The 14,318-nt window shown below is 42.8% G+C and carries 16 protein-coding genes and 1 pseudogene; 15 read left to right on the top strand and 2 right to left on the bottom strand.

All coding sequences use genetic code 11. The features are described 5' to 3' along the window. Positions 1–19 precede the first annotated feature (19 nt). From ACEN82_RS06850 to ACEN82_RS06800, 11 genes and pseudogenes are all read left to right on the top strand, one after another. Positions 20–316 (top strand): hypothetical protein, encoded by a 297-nt coding sequence (locus tag ACEN82_RS06850; RefSeq protein ID WP_413323027.1) that lies wholly within the window; start codon positions 20–22, stop codon positions 314–316. 520 nt (positions 317–836) lie between these two features. Then, positions 837–1,688 carry an ATP phosphoribosyltransferase gene (gene hisG, locus ACEN82_RS06845; protein ID WP_413323026.1) on the top strand — a complete coding sequence of 284 codons (852 nt, stop codon included), beginning with the start codon at positions 837–839 and terminating at the stop codon, positions 1,686–1,688. 91 nt (positions 1,689–1,779) lie between these two features. Beyond that, positions 1,780–3,066 carry a histidinol dehydrogenase gene (gene hisD, locus ACEN82_RS06840; RefSeq protein WP_413323025.1) on the top strand — a complete coding sequence of 429 codons (1,287 nt, stop codon included), beginning with the start codon at positions 1,780–1,782 and terminating at the stop codon, positions 3,064–3,066. A 91-nt stretch (positions 3,067–3,157) separates the two neighbouring features. Continuing rightward, positions 3,158–4,204: a histidinol-phosphate transaminase gene (gene hisC, locus ACEN82_RS06835; protein ID WP_090526578.1), complete on the top strand. Its 1,047-nt coding sequence runs from the start codon at positions 3,158–3,160 to the stop codon at positions 4,202–4,204. Positions 4,205–4,249: 45 nt separating this feature from the next. Continuing rightward, positions 4,250–5,389, top strand: coding sequence for a bifunctional histidinol-phosphatase/imidazoleglycerol-phosphate dehydratase HisB (gene hisB, locus ACEN82_RS06830; RefSeq protein ID WP_413323024.1), 1,140 nt, complete (start codon positions 4,250–4,252; stop codon positions 5,387–5,389). A gap of 38 nt (positions 5,390–5,427) precedes the next feature. Beyond that, positions 5,428–6,096, top strand: coding sequence for an imidazole glycerol phosphate synthase subunit HisH (gene hisH, locus ACEN82_RS06825; RefSeq protein ID WP_495644091.1), 669 nt, complete (start codon positions 5,428–5,430; stop codon positions 6,094–6,096). Positions 6,097–6,101: 5 nt separating this feature from the next. Next, positions 6,102–6,851, top strand: coding sequence for a 1-(5-phosphoribosyl)-5-[(5-phosphoribosylamino)methylideneamino]imidazole-4-carboxamide isomerase (locus ACEN82_RS06820; RefSeq protein ID WP_413322084.1), 750 nt, complete (start codon positions 6,102–6,104; stop codon positions 6,849–6,851). 40 nt (positions 6,852–6,891) lie between these two features. Then, positions 6,892–7,236: pseudogene (locus ACEN82_RS06815) on the top strand (endonuclease domain-containing protein); the annotation flags it as partial. A 9-nt stretch (positions 7,237–7,245) separates the two neighbouring features. Continuing rightward, on the top strand, positions 7,246–8,031 hold the full coding sequence (gene hisF, locus ACEN82_RS06810) for an imidazole glycerol phosphate synthase subunit HisF (RefSeq protein ID WP_413322087.1): 786 nt from the start codon (positions 7,246–7,248) through the stop codon (positions 8,029–8,031). A 136-nt stretch (positions 8,032–8,167) separates the two neighbouring features. Further along, complete coding sequence (gene hisIE, locus ACEN82_RS06805; protein WP_413322083.1) at positions 8,168–8,755, top strand: bifunctional phosphoribosyl-AMP cyclohydrolase/phosphoribosyl-ATP diphosphatase HisIE; 588 nt, start codon at positions 8,168–8,170, stop codon at positions 8,753–8,755. Between the two features lie 100 nt (positions 8,756–8,855). Beyond that, positions 8,856–9,767, top strand: coding sequence for a WD40 repeat domain-containing protein (locus ACEN82_RS06800; RefSeq protein WP_413322082.1), 912 nt, complete (start codon positions 8,856–8,858; stop codon positions 9,765–9,767). A gap of 92 nt (positions 9,768–9,859) precedes the next feature. Here the strand turns inward: ACEN82_RS06800 and ACEN82_RS06795 are convergent, their stop codons facing one another. Continuing rightward, on the bottom strand, positions 9,860–10,624 hold the full coding sequence (locus tag ACEN82_RS06795; RefSeq protein WP_413322081.1) for a C40 family peptidase: 765 nt from the start codon (positions 10,622–10,624) through the stop codon (positions 9,860–9,862). A gap of 265 nt (positions 10,625–10,889) precedes the next feature. Next, positions 10,890–11,243, bottom strand: coding sequence for a 4Fe-4S dicluster domain-containing protein (locus tag ACEN82_RS06790; RefSeq protein WP_090526563.1), 354 nt, complete (start codon positions 11,241–11,243; stop codon positions 10,890–10,892). Between the two features lie 101 nt (positions 11,244–11,344). On the opposite strand from ACEN82_RS06790, the gene ACEN82_RS06785 reads away from it, so the two are divergent. The 4 genes from ACEN82_RS06785 (at position 11,345) to ACEN82_RS06770 (ending at position 14,246) form a co-directional block, all read left to right on the top strand. After that, a complete protein-coding gene (locus ACEN82_RS06785) occupies positions 11,345–12,370 on the top strand; it encodes an acyl-CoA reductase (RefSeq protein ID WP_413322080.1) in 1,026 nt (341 codons plus the stop codon). Positions 12,371–12,477: 107 nt separating this feature from the next. After that, complete coding sequence (locus tag ACEN82_RS06780) at positions 12,478–12,681, top strand: fructose-6-phosphate aldolase (RefSeq protein ID WP_112655459.1); 204 nt, start codon at positions 12,478–12,480, stop codon at positions 12,679–12,681. Between the two features lie 4 nt (positions 12,682–12,685). Then, complete coding sequence (locus ACEN82_RS06775; protein WP_090526556.1) at positions 12,686–13,366, top strand: cell division ATP-binding protein FtsE; 681 nt, start codon at positions 12,686–12,688, stop codon at positions 13,364–13,366. 265 nt (positions 13,367–13,631) lie between these two features. Further along, positions 13,632–14,246 carry a nucleotide exchange factor GrpE gene (locus ACEN82_RS06770; protein ID WP_243770808.1) on the top strand — a complete coding sequence of 205 codons (615 nt, stop codon included), beginning with the start codon at positions 13,632–13,634 and terminating at the stop codon, positions 14,244–14,246. Positions 14,247–14,318: the final 72 nt, after the last annotated feature.

Below are 14,318 nucleotides of genomic sequence, written 5' to 3'. Positions count from 1 at the left end.
ATGAACCTATAAGGCCGCTATGCATAGCGTAAAAGTTGTTGGTGACAACACCAACAACGGACGGGTTTCATTTGTCAATGTTTATCTTTGTTTTATGGCAGGCCAAAAGAACCCCAAAGAAGCATCAAACATCTTTAACTCTATAATAAAAGCATCGGTGAATATTCCTTTGCCTAAAAAGCCTTACCCCGACTGTTTAGAATGTAGTGAAGAAGCAAAAGATATTGTATCGAATAAGCGAGATGGTAAACTGATAATCTATACATACAAATGCCCCAATGGGCATTTGTTTACTGAAGAATTAACGTTGAAGTAATTCTTTTCTCATCCACATGGTCTAACAGGTATATAGTTACCTGACAACACCAATAACGGGCGGGTGACAACAAGTTGACCACAGGCGAAGTATTTTAATAATCTTTGGAGTAACCCTACCTTCAAATTAAATAACTGACAACCAATTACTTAGTTCAACATATTCAAATTTATGTTAACCCTGTTAACCCCCTCTCATTGCAATCTGCGGTTGCTGTTGTCACCAACAACGGCAAAGGTTAACAAAATTAAATTCTAAAAGCTCGTTCAATCGGACATAAAACTTCTTGAAAATTTCACGCACCCGTATACTTTTTTACATTAAATTTTGATTTAAAAAACATCTGTCTATATTTGCACCGCTAATCTATAGTTTTACTATATAAAAAATGAACGGTATCGCACTACATCATCTTCATCTGCATCACCACCATGTGGTGATCAGCTAAATGTATGTTTCTACGCGAAATAACAACCTCCGTTTATATTCTTTTTTATCATAGTCTCTTAAATTCAATCTTTTGAAAACACTTAAAATAGCTATCCAAAAATCGGGTAGGCTCAACGAAAAATCTGTTGAATTATTAAAAAATTGCGGCTTAAACTTTGAAAACTACAAAAGCTCGCTTATCTCTCCGGTATCCAATTTCCCTTTAGAGATCCTTTTCCTCCGTGATGATGATATCCCTGAATATGTACAGGATGGTATTGCCGATTTAGGTATCGTAGGCGAAAATGTGATCCAGGAAACCGAAGTTGAAGTAAGCTATCTGCAACGCCTTGGTTTTGGTAAATGCTCGCTCAAGATAGCAGTGCCCAACAACAGCGATATCAACTCACTGGCCGATTTAAACGGCAAAGCAATTGCTACCACCTACCCTGCCATTTTAGGCAAGTTTTTAAAACAACAAAATATTACTTCAGATATCCGCACCATTTCCGGTTCGGTTGAAATATCACCAGGCTTAGGTCTTAGCGACGCCATTTGCGATTTGGTATCAACAGGCGGTACCCTTAAAAGCAACGGACTGAAACCTTTTGCCGATGTAATGTCATCTGAGGCGGTACTGATAGGCAGCAAGGCCATTGCCGAAAGCGACCTTGTACAGGAACTGATCCAGCGTATTCAATCAGTTTTACGCGCCAAAGAAACTAAATACGTGGTACTTAACGTTGAGAAAAAAAACCTCGATGCCGTTATTGCTTTATTGCCGGGCGTAAAAAGCCCGTCGGTAGTACCATTGGCCGAAGATGGCTGGGTAGCAGTGCACACTGTAATTCCCGAACGTGATTTTTGGAACCGTATAAGCCAGCTTAAACAGGCCGGCGCACAAGGCATTGTGGTAATGCCTATTGAGAAGATCATTTTGTAGGCAAACGCCCCCCGGCCCCCTAAAGGGGGAGTGAAAGGGCGGGCAGCTTATTACTTAACATTAACTCCCCCTTTAGGGGGTTGGGGGGCAAATGAAGACATACAACTATTCAGAACTTACTGCATCCGAGATCCAGAAACTGGTTCAGCGTAATGTTGACCCGGCCAACGAGATCAGGACTATTGTTGAAGATGTGATTGCCAACGTGCAGCAGCATGGCGACAAGGCCCTGCTTGATTATGCTTTAAAGTTTGACAAGGTGGAGCTGAACAAGCTTTACCTCGATAGAGCCGAACTGGAAGAAATTGCCAAAGCCATATCTGCCGATCAGAAAGCAGCGTTGGAAACAGCGTATAACAACATTTACAAGTTTCACCAAACGCAGCTAAAAACCGAGGACAAAGTTGAAACCATGCCCGGCGTAACCTGCTGGCGCGAATTAAGGCCGATTGAAAAAGTAGGCTTGTATATCCCCGGTGGCTCTGCTGTATTGCCAAGTACGTTTTTGATGCTGGGAATCCCGGCATGTATTGCCGGTTGCCATGAAATAGTAGTTTGCTCACCCCCGCAAAAAAACGGTAGGGTAAATGCCTTTATAGCTTATGTAGCGCTGATGCTGGGGATCGATAAGATCTACCTGGCAGGTGGTTCGCAGGCTGTAGCGGCAATGGCTTACGGAACTGCAAGCATCCCTAAGGTAGATAAGATCTTCGGGCCCGGCAACCAGTTTGTAACCAAAGCTAAAACCATTATCCAGTCAACCACCACAACGGCAATTGATATGCCTGCGGGCCCGTCGGAAGTATTGGTTATTGCAGATGAAACGGCTATTCCGGCATACATTGCAGCCGATCTGCTGGCCCAGGCCGAGCATGGCATCGACAGCCAGGCTGTATTGGTTTGTACCTCCGTTGATGTTGCCGAAAAAGCCATTGCCGAAGTTGAAAAACAACTGCCTGTATTGCCCCGTGGGGAGATAGCCAAAATGGCCATCGATAATTCATATGTGGTGATCACTGATAACCTGAACGAAGCAATGAGTTTCAGCAATCAATATGCTCCTGAGCACCTGATCCTGGCAACCGACAGTTGGGAACAGATCACCGGAGACATCATCAATGCGGGTTCAGTATTTTTAGGAAACCTGACCCCGGAAAGTGCAGGCGATTATGCATCAGGCACCAACCACACCCTGCCAACCAGCAGTTATGCAAGAGCCTATTCAGGCGTGTCGGTTGATTCGTTTGTGAAAAAGATCACGTTTCAGCATATCACCCGCGAGGGTATCCAAAACATCGGCCCAACAGTTGAAGTTTTGGCTGAGCTGGAAGGTTTACATGCACACAGGAATGCGGTGAGTGTGAGAATGAGCAATTAATATAGTATTAACACTTCATGTCATTGCGAGGTATGCTTCCGTGCGGTTGCCACGCTATCGCTCGCAATGACATAATTTATATGAATGATCAATGTTCGACATAAATAATATACTCAGAGAAAATATAAAACGCCTTGTACCCTATTCATCGGCACGCGATGAATACCAGGGCGAAGCAAGCGTTTTCCTGGATGCCAACGAAAATGCTTTTGGCTCTCCTTTAGATCAGCAGTTTAACCGCTACCCTGATCCTTTACAGTACGATTTAAAAAAACGCATTACCGAAATTAAAGGCGTACCGCCGCGCAATATTTTTGTAGGCAACGGCAGTGATGAAGCTATCGATATCCTGTTCCGCAGCTTTTGTAACCCAGGTGTTGACAATGTGATATTGGTGCCGCCTACTTATGGCATGTACGAGGTATCGGCCAATATCAACGATATCCAGGCCCGCAAAGTAAACCTTACGGAAGATTATCAGCTAAATTTAGAGGGCATTGCCGAAGCTATTGACAAAAACACCAAGCTCATCTTTATCTGCTCGCCAAATAACCCTACCGGTAACTCCATCAACCGCGATGATATTCAAACCCTGCTGGCCAACTTCAGCGGAATTGTAGTGGTTGATGAGGCTTACATCAACTTCAGCCGTCAAAAGTCATTTATACAGGAATTGACCGAATGTGCCAACCTTGTGGTAATGCAAACCCTTTCCAAAGCCTGGGGCCTGGCCGGTTTACGTGTTGGTATGGCTTTCGCCAGCGAGGAAATCATTGAGGTGATGAACAAAGTAAAGCCGCCTTATAACGTTAACGAGTCCTCACAACAGCTGGCATTGGCTGCCCTGGCAAACGTTGGTCAGGTTAATGAATGGATTAAAGAAACCCTTACACAACGCGACAGGTTGGTTTTACAACTGAAAGATTTTGAGTTTGTGGTAGATATTTACCCTTCAGATGCCAACTTTATCCTCGTAAAAACTACCAATGCTAACGGTATTTACGATTACCTGGTAAAACAGGGCATTATAGTGCGCAACCGTTCAAAAGTTGAGCTTTGCGAGGGCTGTCTGCGCATCACTGTAGGCACACCAGATGAGAACACTATTTTACTCGAAGCGCTTCAAAACTTTAAATAAAAAAATCACTAACTCAATAATTCGCTAATTCACTAATTATAAAGAATGAGTTTACAGAAAATATTATTTGTCGACCGCGACGGCACCCTGATCAAAGAGCCTGCTGATGAGCAAATTGATTCATTTTCCAAGCTGGAGTTTTATCCGGGCGCGTTAACCTATCTGCCCAAAATAGCCAAAGAACTTGATTTTGAACTGGTAATGGTTACCAACCAGGACGGTTTAGGAACTTCTGTTTATCCTGAAGATACATTTTGGCCTGTCCACAATTTCATCCTGCAAACCTTTGAAGGTGAAGGCGTAAAATTTGCTAACCAGATCATTGACCGTACTTTTGCGCGTGATAATGCCCCCACCCGTAAGCCGGGCACTGCACTGTTAACGCAATACTTAGATGCGGATAAATACGACCTGAAAAATTCGTTTACCATCGGCGATCGTAAAAACGATGTATTGCTGGCAAAAAACCTGGGGGCAAAAGCTATCTGGCTTAATAACAACAGCAACCTGGGTGGAAATGAATTTAACGAAGCAGATCATATTGATGATGTTATCGCCCTTGAAACTACCGACTGGCAAAAGATCTATGAGTTTCTGAAACTTGGTCAGCGGGTATTTGAACACCGCCGTGCTACTAAGGAAACCGATATCTATATCAAAATAAACCTTGATGGTAAGGGCGATGCCAAAATATCAACCGGTTTGCATTTTTTTGACCACATGCTGGATCAGATTGCCCGTCATGGTAGTATTGACCTGGAAATTACAGCCAAAGGAGATCTGCATATCGACGAGCATCATACCATTGAAGATACCGGCATTGCCTTAGGCGAAGTATTTGCCGCTGCGTTAGGTAACAAAATGGGGATTGAACGCTATGGCTTTTGCCTGCCGATGGATGATTGCCTGGCCCAGGCTGCTATTGATTTCGGCGGCCGTAACTGGCTTGTTTGGGAAGCCGATTTTAAACGCGAAAAAGTAGGCGATGTGCCTACCGAAATGTTCTACCACTTCTTCAAATCATTCAGCGATGCCTCAAAAAGTAACCTGAATATAAAAGCAGAAGGACAAAACGAACATCACAAAATTGAAGCTATATTTAAAGCCTTTGCCAAGGCAATAAAAGTGGCTGTAAAACGTGATGTAGATAAGATGGTTTTACCAAGCACTAAAGGGCTGCTGTAAAGCCCCCGGCTCCCTAAAGGAGGAGTAAAAAGCACAAAATGGATACACCAGATCAAGATACACAAAAAGTAGACAAAGAAAGCCTCGCAGAGGCACCCCCTTCAGGGGGCGGGGGGGGCATCGGCATTATCCTATACGGAGCCGGAAACATATTTTCCCTAACTGCCGCTTTAGAGCGCTTAGGTATTCCCTATGGCTTTATAAACAGCGAGGAGGATTTTGACAAGTACGACCGCTATATCATCCCCGGTGTCGGACATGCGGGCGCAGCCATGAATAAACTTAAAGCTACCGGGCTTGTACCTTCCATCAAAGCGTTAAAAAAGCCCACCCTCGGTATTTGTGTAGGTATGCAATTGCTTACCTCTTACTCTGAAGAGGGCGACTCTAACCTGTTGGATATCATACCGATTAAAACTTTAAGGTTTAAAGATAGCGCCGATCATAAAGTGCCGCACACGGGCTGGAACAGGGTTTACCCGGAAAAGGACAACCCGCTATTTGAAAATATACCGTCAGGTTCACATTTTTACTTTGTACATTCATACTTTATTGAGTATGATAAAGCATACACTTTATTAGCCTCCGATTACGGAAATCAATTTTCGGCATCAATTTGGCTTGATAATTTTTACGGCGTACAATTTCACCCCGAAAAGTCGGGCGTGTTTGGCGAAACATTGTTAACTAATTTCTCAAAAATATAAAGGATATGTACATTATTCCTGCCATTGACATTTTGAACAAGAAGGTTGTCCGTCTTCGTGAAGGCGACTACAAACAGGTAACCGAATACGATGTTACCCTTGAAGAAATGATTGAACGCTACCAGAGCAACGGCACCAACTTCATCCACATTATCGACCTTAACGGCGCAAAAAATGATTTCAGCAATCAGCAGTACCTGTTTGATGTGATCCGCAAAACCGACATGAAAGTGCAGTACGGCGGAGGTATCCGCAGCATCGATAAGGTAAAAGAGCTGATAGACGCAGGCGTTCACCGCGTTATTGTTGGTACGCAAGCACTTACCAACCCTGATTTTTTACCAGATCTGAGCAAAGAGATCTGCGGCAAAGACAAATGCTCCGACCAGGTGGTAGTAGCCATCGACGTACTTGACGAGGTAATCAAATACTCAGGCTGGATGGAAAGTTCACCTATCAAACTGATGGATTACGTTGATAAATGCCTGGCTTTAGGTTTTTTCCGTTTCCTTTGTACTGACATTAATAAGGACGGTAAATTGGGCGGTGCCGGCATTGAACTGTACGAAAAACTGCTTGACCATTCTCCGTTCATTAAGCTGATCGCCTCAGGTGGCGTTAGCTCCATGAGCGATATCGAAAAACTTAACCGCTTAAAAGTTGAGTCGGTAGTAGTTGGCAAAGCGATATATGAGGGCCATATCACCATTGAGGACGTGAAACATTGGAATTTGGACGCGCTGATATCGATATAATCGCCCCCTAACCCCCTAAAGGGGGAACAATAGTTTTATAATGAAAAGAAAAATGTTTTTGGGAGCAGATCGATTAGTTTTTCAAAACGCAGAAGCACTTCGTTATAGAATGACAGTTGCCGAAGAGTTACTTTGGGAACAATTAAAGGGTAAACGGTTGGATGTAAAATTTCGAAGGCAGCATCCTTTAGGAATTTACATCGCTGATTTCTATTGTCACCAACATAAATTAATCATTGAATTGGATGGAAGTATTCATAATCTTCCTGATGTAATTCAAAATGATATTGTTAGACAAAACAACTTGGTTTCCGATGGACTTAAAGTATTGCGCTTTACCAATGACCAGGTGCTTAATAATTTAGAAAAAGTATTGGAAAATATAAATACGCAAATCAAAAGCTCCCCCTTTAGGGGGCGGGGGGGGCTTGCCAAGCGAATTATTCCTTGTTTAGACGTTAAAGACGGGCGCACCGTTAAAGGTGTGAACTTCGTAGATTTGAGAGACGCCGGCGATCCCGTTGAACTGGCATGGAACTATTCCAACCAAGGGGCCGACGAACTCGTTTTTCTGGATATCACAGCTACCGTTGAGCGCCGTAAAACTATGGTGGAGCTGGTAAAAGCTGTTGCCAGGCAGATCAATATCCCTTTCACTATCGGAGGCGGCATTAATGAAATCGCCGATGCTGATGCACTGCTCAATGCCGGAGCCGATAAGATCTCCATCAATTCGGCCGCGGTACGCAACCCTAAGCTGATAGATGAGCTGGCTGCCGCTTTCGGTGTACAGTTTGTGGTGATTGCTGTTGATACCCGTAGCATTGGTGATAAAAATATAGTACACCTGAATGGCGGCAGGCTGCCAACCGAGCGCCAAACACTGGAGTGGATCCTGGAGGCTGAAAGCCGTGGTGCAGGTGAAATCCTGCTTACTTCTATGGATCATGACGGCACCAAAGGCGGCTTTGATAATGGTTTGCTGAAAACTGTTAATGATGCCGTGCATATCCCGGTGATAGCTTCGGGCGGTGCAGGCAAGGTTGAACACTTTGTTGATGTATTTGAGAAAACCAATGTGGATGCAGCACTGGCGGCTTCAGTGTTTCATTATGGTGAGATTTTGATACCGGATTTAAAGCGGATATTGCAAAGCAATAAAATAGAAGTTAGGATTTGAGATAAAGCGGCGGCTCTGCGCGATTCCCCTCTTGAGAGGGATGTAGGGGTGTGTTTCTCATCAAGCTTAGAACACACCCCTGCCAGCTCAAACACCTACGCTCCCCCTCTCAAGAGGGAATTTAAAAGCAGTTATTATGAATATAGATTTTGAAAAAACCGGTGGACTTGTCCCCGTAATTATACAGGACGAGCAAACTTTAGAGGTACTGATGCTGGGTTACATGAACCAGGAAGCTTATGATAAAACCGTTCAGGAAAATATCGTTACTTTTTATTCCCGTACAAAAAACCGTTTATGGACTAAGGGCGAAACCAGCAGTAACTTCCTGCATGTAAAAAGCATCAGCATTGATTGCGATAATGATACGCTGCTGATCAAAGTGAAAGCCGACGGCCCAACCTGTCATACAGGCTCACGCAGTTGCTTCAATACCGAATTTAATCAAAATTTTATCCTGGAGCTGGAAAATATCATTGCCGACAGGTATACTAACCCGCTTGAAGGATCATATGTAAATAAACTTCGCAACAAAGGCCTTAACAAAATAGCCCAGAAAGTTGGTGAAGAAGGAGTTGAAACTGTTATCGCCGCCCTTGCCGAAACAGAAACCGACCTGATCAATGAATCATCAGACTTGGTTTTCCATCTATTGGTTCTGCTTCGCGAAAAAGGTTTAACACTGGAAACTATTGCAAAAAATTTAGAATCAAGACATAAGTAAATAGTTGGCAGTTTTGAGTTTGCAGCAGGCAGTTGGAGAGTTTTAACTAATATTGCAAAATACAAAACTATAAACTGCCAACCGGAAACTGCAAACTGAAATGATTACCGTCCAAAAAACAGCCGAGCTCACAGGCCATGCCAACCCGATATTCACGCTTGAGTTATCGCAAAAGCCGGGCATATTGTTTACGGGCGGGAATGATAAAGGGTTGGTTGAGTGGAGCTTGAATAATTTCACTTTTATTAAAGTGATGTTCCCGGTTAATGCATCTATTTATGCTATTCATTGTCCGGAGGGATATCCGCTAATGTTTGCGGGTTTACGCAGCGGCGAAGTTCTGGTGTTTGATTTTATTCAGCAAAAATTGCTAAAACCTTTAAGGCATCACCGCAAGGCTATCTTCGATATCAAATCATCAGTTAAAAAAGATGAGTTATTAATAGCATCGGAAGATGGCACCGTATCTGTATGGAACCTTAAAACGCTTGAAATGGTGCACAGCATAACAGTATCCAGGGACACCGTTCGTTGCATTGCCGTTTCGCCGGATCAAAAACAGGTGGCATTCGGTTGCCGGGATAATCACATCGCCATTTACGACCTGGAAGATTATACGATTATTAAAGCTCTTCACGGCCATACCATGGCTGTTTTTGCGCTTGTCTACAGTCCCGATGGGAGTTACATCGCTTCCGGCTCAAGAGATGCCCAGGTAAAGATTTGGGATAGCGGCAGTTATCATGAAATAAAAAATGTTCCTGCCCATTTATTTGCGGTGAACCATATTGCATTCCATCCCACCCTACCCTATTTTGCTACCGCCAGTATGGATAAAAGTATCAAGATTTGGGGATCGGACGATTTTAAACTCTACAAAAATATCAGCAGGGAAAAAGGCTATCCAGGCCATGTACTATCTATCAACAAATTAGCCTGGGGAACGTCCGACCAGCTCCTTTCGGTAAGTGACGATAAAAAGATCATTTCATGGGAGATTAAATTTAGTTGACATCCTTCTTTTTTTCAGGAAACTTATCTTACCAAATTAAACTACCTTCCCTCCGTATGCCTTTACCATTTTTGGATAAATAAGGCATGGAGCTAATTAAAAAAACGCCTTATACTGCACAGGTTATGGGTATGTTTTTTTTGCTCCCGCGAGTATATACCATCCTCGTTAATGGTATCAATTTTAACCTTGCCCGATGCATGAATGATGTGCTCATTATTAAGTATAATACCCACATGAGTTACCCTGCCTTCGGGATTATCAAAAAAAGCCAGATCGCCTAACCGTGCTTCCTTTATCGAATCAACCTTGATACCTTCTTTCACCTGCATGCTTGCATCCCGCTTAATTCTGAGGCCTTTAAGTTTGTAAACCATTTGCGTAAAGCCCGAGCAATCAATACCAAAATGCGTTCGCCCGCCCCACAAGTAAGGAGAGTTCAGAAATGCTTTAGCGGTGGCAGCAATATCTTCAGGCTCACCAATTTTACCAATTATTTCAAAACGTTCATGACCAATGCGGCATGAGGTCCCTTCTAAAAAAGCAAGCGAGCTGCCCGCCGGCAAATAAACAACACTATTGTCGCTCATTTTCCATGCCTGCGTAACCGGCTGGTAAGTGAGCTTTGAGGGATGGTTCCTGATATTTTTATACGCTATATGACCAAGCATAGCAAATTGCAAGCGGCCTATCCACCCGATATACCCATCCGCCTCGGCAATGATCTTAACCCAGTTGTTTTGCCACTCAGTAATTTCAAACACTTCGCCAAATAGCAATTGCGATACCTGCTCGCTCCGCTCACTGGGCTCGGCCCTTAGCGGGATTACAGCAAGATTACATATCCCGTACTCCATAGTTCTGTAATGTCAAATAAACAACAATCTGGCACGTATTTTTTAATCTATACGCGGTTAACATTTTAATATGATATTATTTAATAATTGGTATCAGTAACTTTTGGGGTAAAAGCTATACGATAATACAAAATATTTTTGAAATATTTAACCCAACAGAAATCTTCCGGCAATCCTTAATACTTAATTTATCACTCGCCGAATCATCGCTAACTAAAAAGGGACATGCATTGCATATCCCTTTTTATATCCCTAAAATAATGTCCTATTCGTTCATATGCAGCCACTCTTTTTTGGCAAGCAGCTCTTCTTCGCTTTCGCGGATATCTTCGTCATCAACACAACAATCTACCGGGCAAACAGCAGCACACTGGGGTTCATCATGGAAACCCACACATTCGGTACACTTATCGGGTACTATATAATAAATATCGTCAGATAATGCAGCTTGTGTTTCTTCGGCATTCAGGGTATTACCATCGCCAAAATCAATTATCCCTCTAAGGCCAGTCCCATCGCTGAAACGCCAGGCCGCTCCTGCATCATAAATAGCATTATTAGGGCATTCCGGTTCGCAGGCCCCGCAGTTTATGCATTCGTCGGTGATTTTAATCGCCATATTTCTAAATATCTAATAATCTCAATTAACTTTGCCTGCAAATTACAAGCGTACAAATATAACAAAAAAAGGCTTTAAGGGTTTAATCTCTTAACATATATATGTCAAAAATTAATCCAAAAAACTCAATAAATTCATTTTCGGAGTTAGGCAGGCAACTTCTGGCCCCCGATGCGGCATTAAGCGCAATCATTGAAAACGAACAATATCATAATGCCTGGTTTACGCCGGCAAGTGTTTCAGAAGCGGTTACAGCCATAGGCGCCATGCTTAACGTGGAAGATCTAACTACCTGGCTTTCGAAATATGACCTTGAAACAGGCAAACCCGCAAAAAATGTGGGGCTTATACTGGCTGGCAACATCCCGCTGGTAGGTTTTCATGACGTACTTTGTGTTATTGCCTCGGGTAACAAAGCGCTCATCAAAGCTTCATCGCAGGATGCACGACTCATCAAAGCTGTATTGGAAAAACTGGTAGCTATTGATCCTGCTTTTGCCGGCAGCTTTAACTTTGTTGACAGGCTGGAAAGTTTTGACGCCATCATAGCCACAGGCAGCAACAACAGCTCGCGTTATTTTGATTATTACTTTGGCAAAGTGCCTAACATCATCCGTAAAAACCGCAACAGCATTGCCGTACTAAGTGGCAAGGAAACCGCCGAAGAGTTGTTTAATCTCGGTCATGACATTTTAGATTATTATGGTCTTGGCTGCCGTAATGTATCCAAAATACTGGTACCGGAGGGGTATGACTTTACTTTCTTTTTCGAATCGATAGAAGATCATAAAGCCATTATCAATCATCATAAATACAACAACAATTACGATTATAATAAATCTATTTATTTGGTTAACGGTGATAAACATTTTGATAATGGTTTTTTGATGGTTAAAGAAGATGACAGGCTGACATCTCCGCTGTCAGTATTGTTTTTTAACTATTATCATGACATGGCAGAGGCCGAAAATATCATCGATCAGAATGCCGAAAATATCCAGTGTATAGTGAGCAAACTACCGTTGCAGGTTACAAGCCAGGTGGTAGGTTTTGGACAAAGCCAGCAACCCAAACTATGGGATTATGCCGACGGCGTGGATACGATGGAATTTTTGTCAAGTCTTTAAATAAAATAAATACCTTTGGGAAGTAAGGTGAAAGGCGAAAGGTTACTACCTTTTTCACTTTAAAAGGCACCTTTTGCCTTTTACCTTTCAGCTTTAACCTTAAAAAAATGTATATCATAAAAGTTAAAGGTGTCGCCAAAATACCTGATTATGTACAACTGCGTGATGATAAGTTTACGCTGTTGGCTTATTTCAGGGTTGACAGACCGGATAAATCGCTTGATAAGGTTGGATTAGGCGACAAGGCCGACGAGATCATGAATATTATCAAAGAACTGCCGTTTGGACAGATCTTAAAATTAGAGTTATAAAACAATGATTGGAAATTCTATAATAAAACTAAACAACGTTGATATTTTTCAACAGGCTCACCTGGTACTTTCAAACGTGAATTTACATGTTGATAAAGGTGATTTTGTGTGGCTGATAGGTCAGACAGGATCAGGGAAAAGCAGCCTGCTGAAAGTAATTTATGGCGACTTGGGGATTAAAGCGGGTACCGGTCATGCCTGTGGTTATGAATTAAGCAAGCTGCCCAGCCGCGACATTCCCTATCTGCGTCGTAAACTGGGTATAGTTTTCCAGGATTTTCAGTTGCTTACCGATCGTACCATTGAGCAAAATCTCAACTTTGTAATGCGCGCCACCGGTTGGAACGATAAAAAACTGATTGCAGATAAAGCTCTTGATGTACTTGAAAAAGTTGGCCTGCGGTCAAAATTAAAGAAAATGCCTCACGAGCTTTCAGGTGGTGAGCAGCAGCGTGTGGTTATAGCACGCGCTTTGCTTAATGACCCGGAAATAATCCTGGCCGATGAACCTACAGGCAACCTCGACCCTGAAACATCTGAAGAAATTGTACTCCTGCTCAAACAAATCAGCCAATCGGGCACTGCCGTACTGGTAGCCACTCACGACTATCACATTATCCGTGCTTTTCCATCGCGTATTATCAAATGCGAGAACGGTAAGGTTTTGGAAGATGTGGAGATATGACCGCTGATCATTGATGATTACGTTGATTTCGTTGATCTTTTAATTTAATGATTGAACTGATGTTTTAAATTCGCCGGCAAGTCAAAATCATGCCGACTAATAGTCATAAACACTCTTCAAGAACAATCAACGAAATCAGCGCCATCAAAAACCAACGGTGACAAATCAACGGTTCGCCTGTCACCCTTTCTTAAAATCATTTCATGCTACTGACAGCTTGACTGCTTTACAGTTGTGGCAAGATACTTGATTGGCACTACTCGCTATGAAATTTAACGATATGTTGAAGAAAAAGAAGAAAGAAAATACGGATAATACTGAAAATATAAACGAAGTGAACAACGAGCAATTACATGATGAAGGGCAGGAACAAGCCCCGGTAGCAGAAGCTACAGCCACGGAAACCCAACAGGGAACTGCCGCTGCCCCAACTGCCGAAGAAAAGTTGAAAGACGAGCTGGCACAGGCTAATGACAAGTACTTGCGTTTATATGCCGAATTTGATAACTTTAGAAGGCGTACCATTAAAGAACGCGAGGAAGCCCGCAAAACTGAAGGTAAAGATGTAATTGTGGCTTTACTACCTGTACTTGACGACTTTGAACGCGCGCAGCGTGCCATGGATAAGGCTACCGAAGTTGCCCCGGTTAAAGAGGGCGTTACTTTGATCCAAAACAAGCTAAAAAATATACTTGGCCAAAAAGGCCTGAAAGAAATGACATCAATAGGCAATGCCTTTGATGCCGACCTGCATGAAGCTATCACCAATATTCCGGCACCTACTGATGACCTTAAAGGCAAGGTAATGGACGAAATGGAAAAAGGTTATACCCTGAACGACAAAGTGATCCGCTTTGCTAAAGTGGTTGTAGGAGCGTAACTGATTTCGGATTTGAGACTTTCAATTTCGGATTTATCCGGATGTGATAGTCTATCCTGATCTTACACAATA

It is taken from the genome of Mucilaginibacter sp. Mucisp73 (assembly GCF_059491465.1).
This window is presented reverse-complemented; position numbering and strand designations above follow the sequence as displayed.

What these genes read in the sequence shown, in the direction of transcription:
- ACEN82_RS06850 (WP_413323027.1), top strand. Translation starts at nt 20, where the DNA reads ATGCATAGCGTAAAAGTTGTTGGTGACAACACCAACAACGGACGGGTT.
- hisD (WP_413323025.1), top strand. Translation starts at nt 1,780, where the DNA reads ATGAAGACATACAACTATTCAGAACTTACTGCATCCGAGATCCAGAAA.
- hisC (WP_090526578.1), top strand. Translation starts at nt 3,158, where the DNA reads ATGTTCGACATAAATAATATACTCAGAGAAAATATAAAACGCCTTGTA.
- hisB (WP_413323024.1), top strand. Translation starts at nt 4,250, where the DNA reads ATGAGTTTACAGAAAATATTATTTGTCGACCGCGACGGCACCCTGATC.
- hisH (WP_495644091.1), top strand. Translation starts at nt 5,428, where the DNA reads ATGGATACACCAGATCAAGATACACAAAAAGTAGACAAAGAAAGCCTC.
- ACEN82_RS06820 (WP_413322084.1), top strand. Translation starts at nt 6,102, where the DNA reads ATGTACATTATTCCTGCCATTGACATTTTGAACAAGAAGGTTGTCCGT.
- hisIE (WP_413322083.1), top strand. Translation starts at nt 8,168, where the DNA reads ATGAATATAGATTTTGAAAAAACCGGTGGACTTGTCCCCGTAATTATA.
- ACEN82_RS06800 (WP_413322082.1), top strand. Translation starts at nt 8,856, where the DNA reads ATGATTACCGTCCAAAAAACAGCCGAGCTCACAGGCCATGCCAACCCG.
- ACEN82_RS06795 (WP_413322081.1), bottom strand. Translation starts at nt 10,624, where the DNA reads ATGGAGTACGGGATATGTAATCTTGCTGTAATCCCGCTAAGGGCCGAG.
- ACEN82_RS06790 (WP_090526563.1), bottom strand. Translation starts at nt 11,243, where the DNA reads ATGGCGATTAAAATCACCGACGAATGCATAAACTGCGGGGCCTGCGAA.
- ACEN82_RS06785 (WP_413322080.1), top strand. Translation starts at nt 11,345, where the DNA reads ATGTCAAAAATTAATCCAAAAAACTCAATAAATTCATTTTCGGAGTTA.
- ACEN82_RS06780 (WP_112655459.1), top strand. Translation starts at nt 12,478, where the DNA reads ATGTATATCATAAAAGTTAAAGGTGTCGCCAAAATACCTGATTATGTA.
- ACEN82_RS06775 (WP_090526556.1), top strand. Translation starts at nt 12,686, where the DNA reads ATGATTGGAAATTCTATAATAAAACTAAACAACGTTGATATTTTTCAA.
- ACEN82_RS06770 (WP_243770808.1), top strand. Translation starts at nt 13,632, where the DNA reads ATGAAATTTAACGATATGTTGAAGAAAAAGAAGAAAGAAAATACGGAT.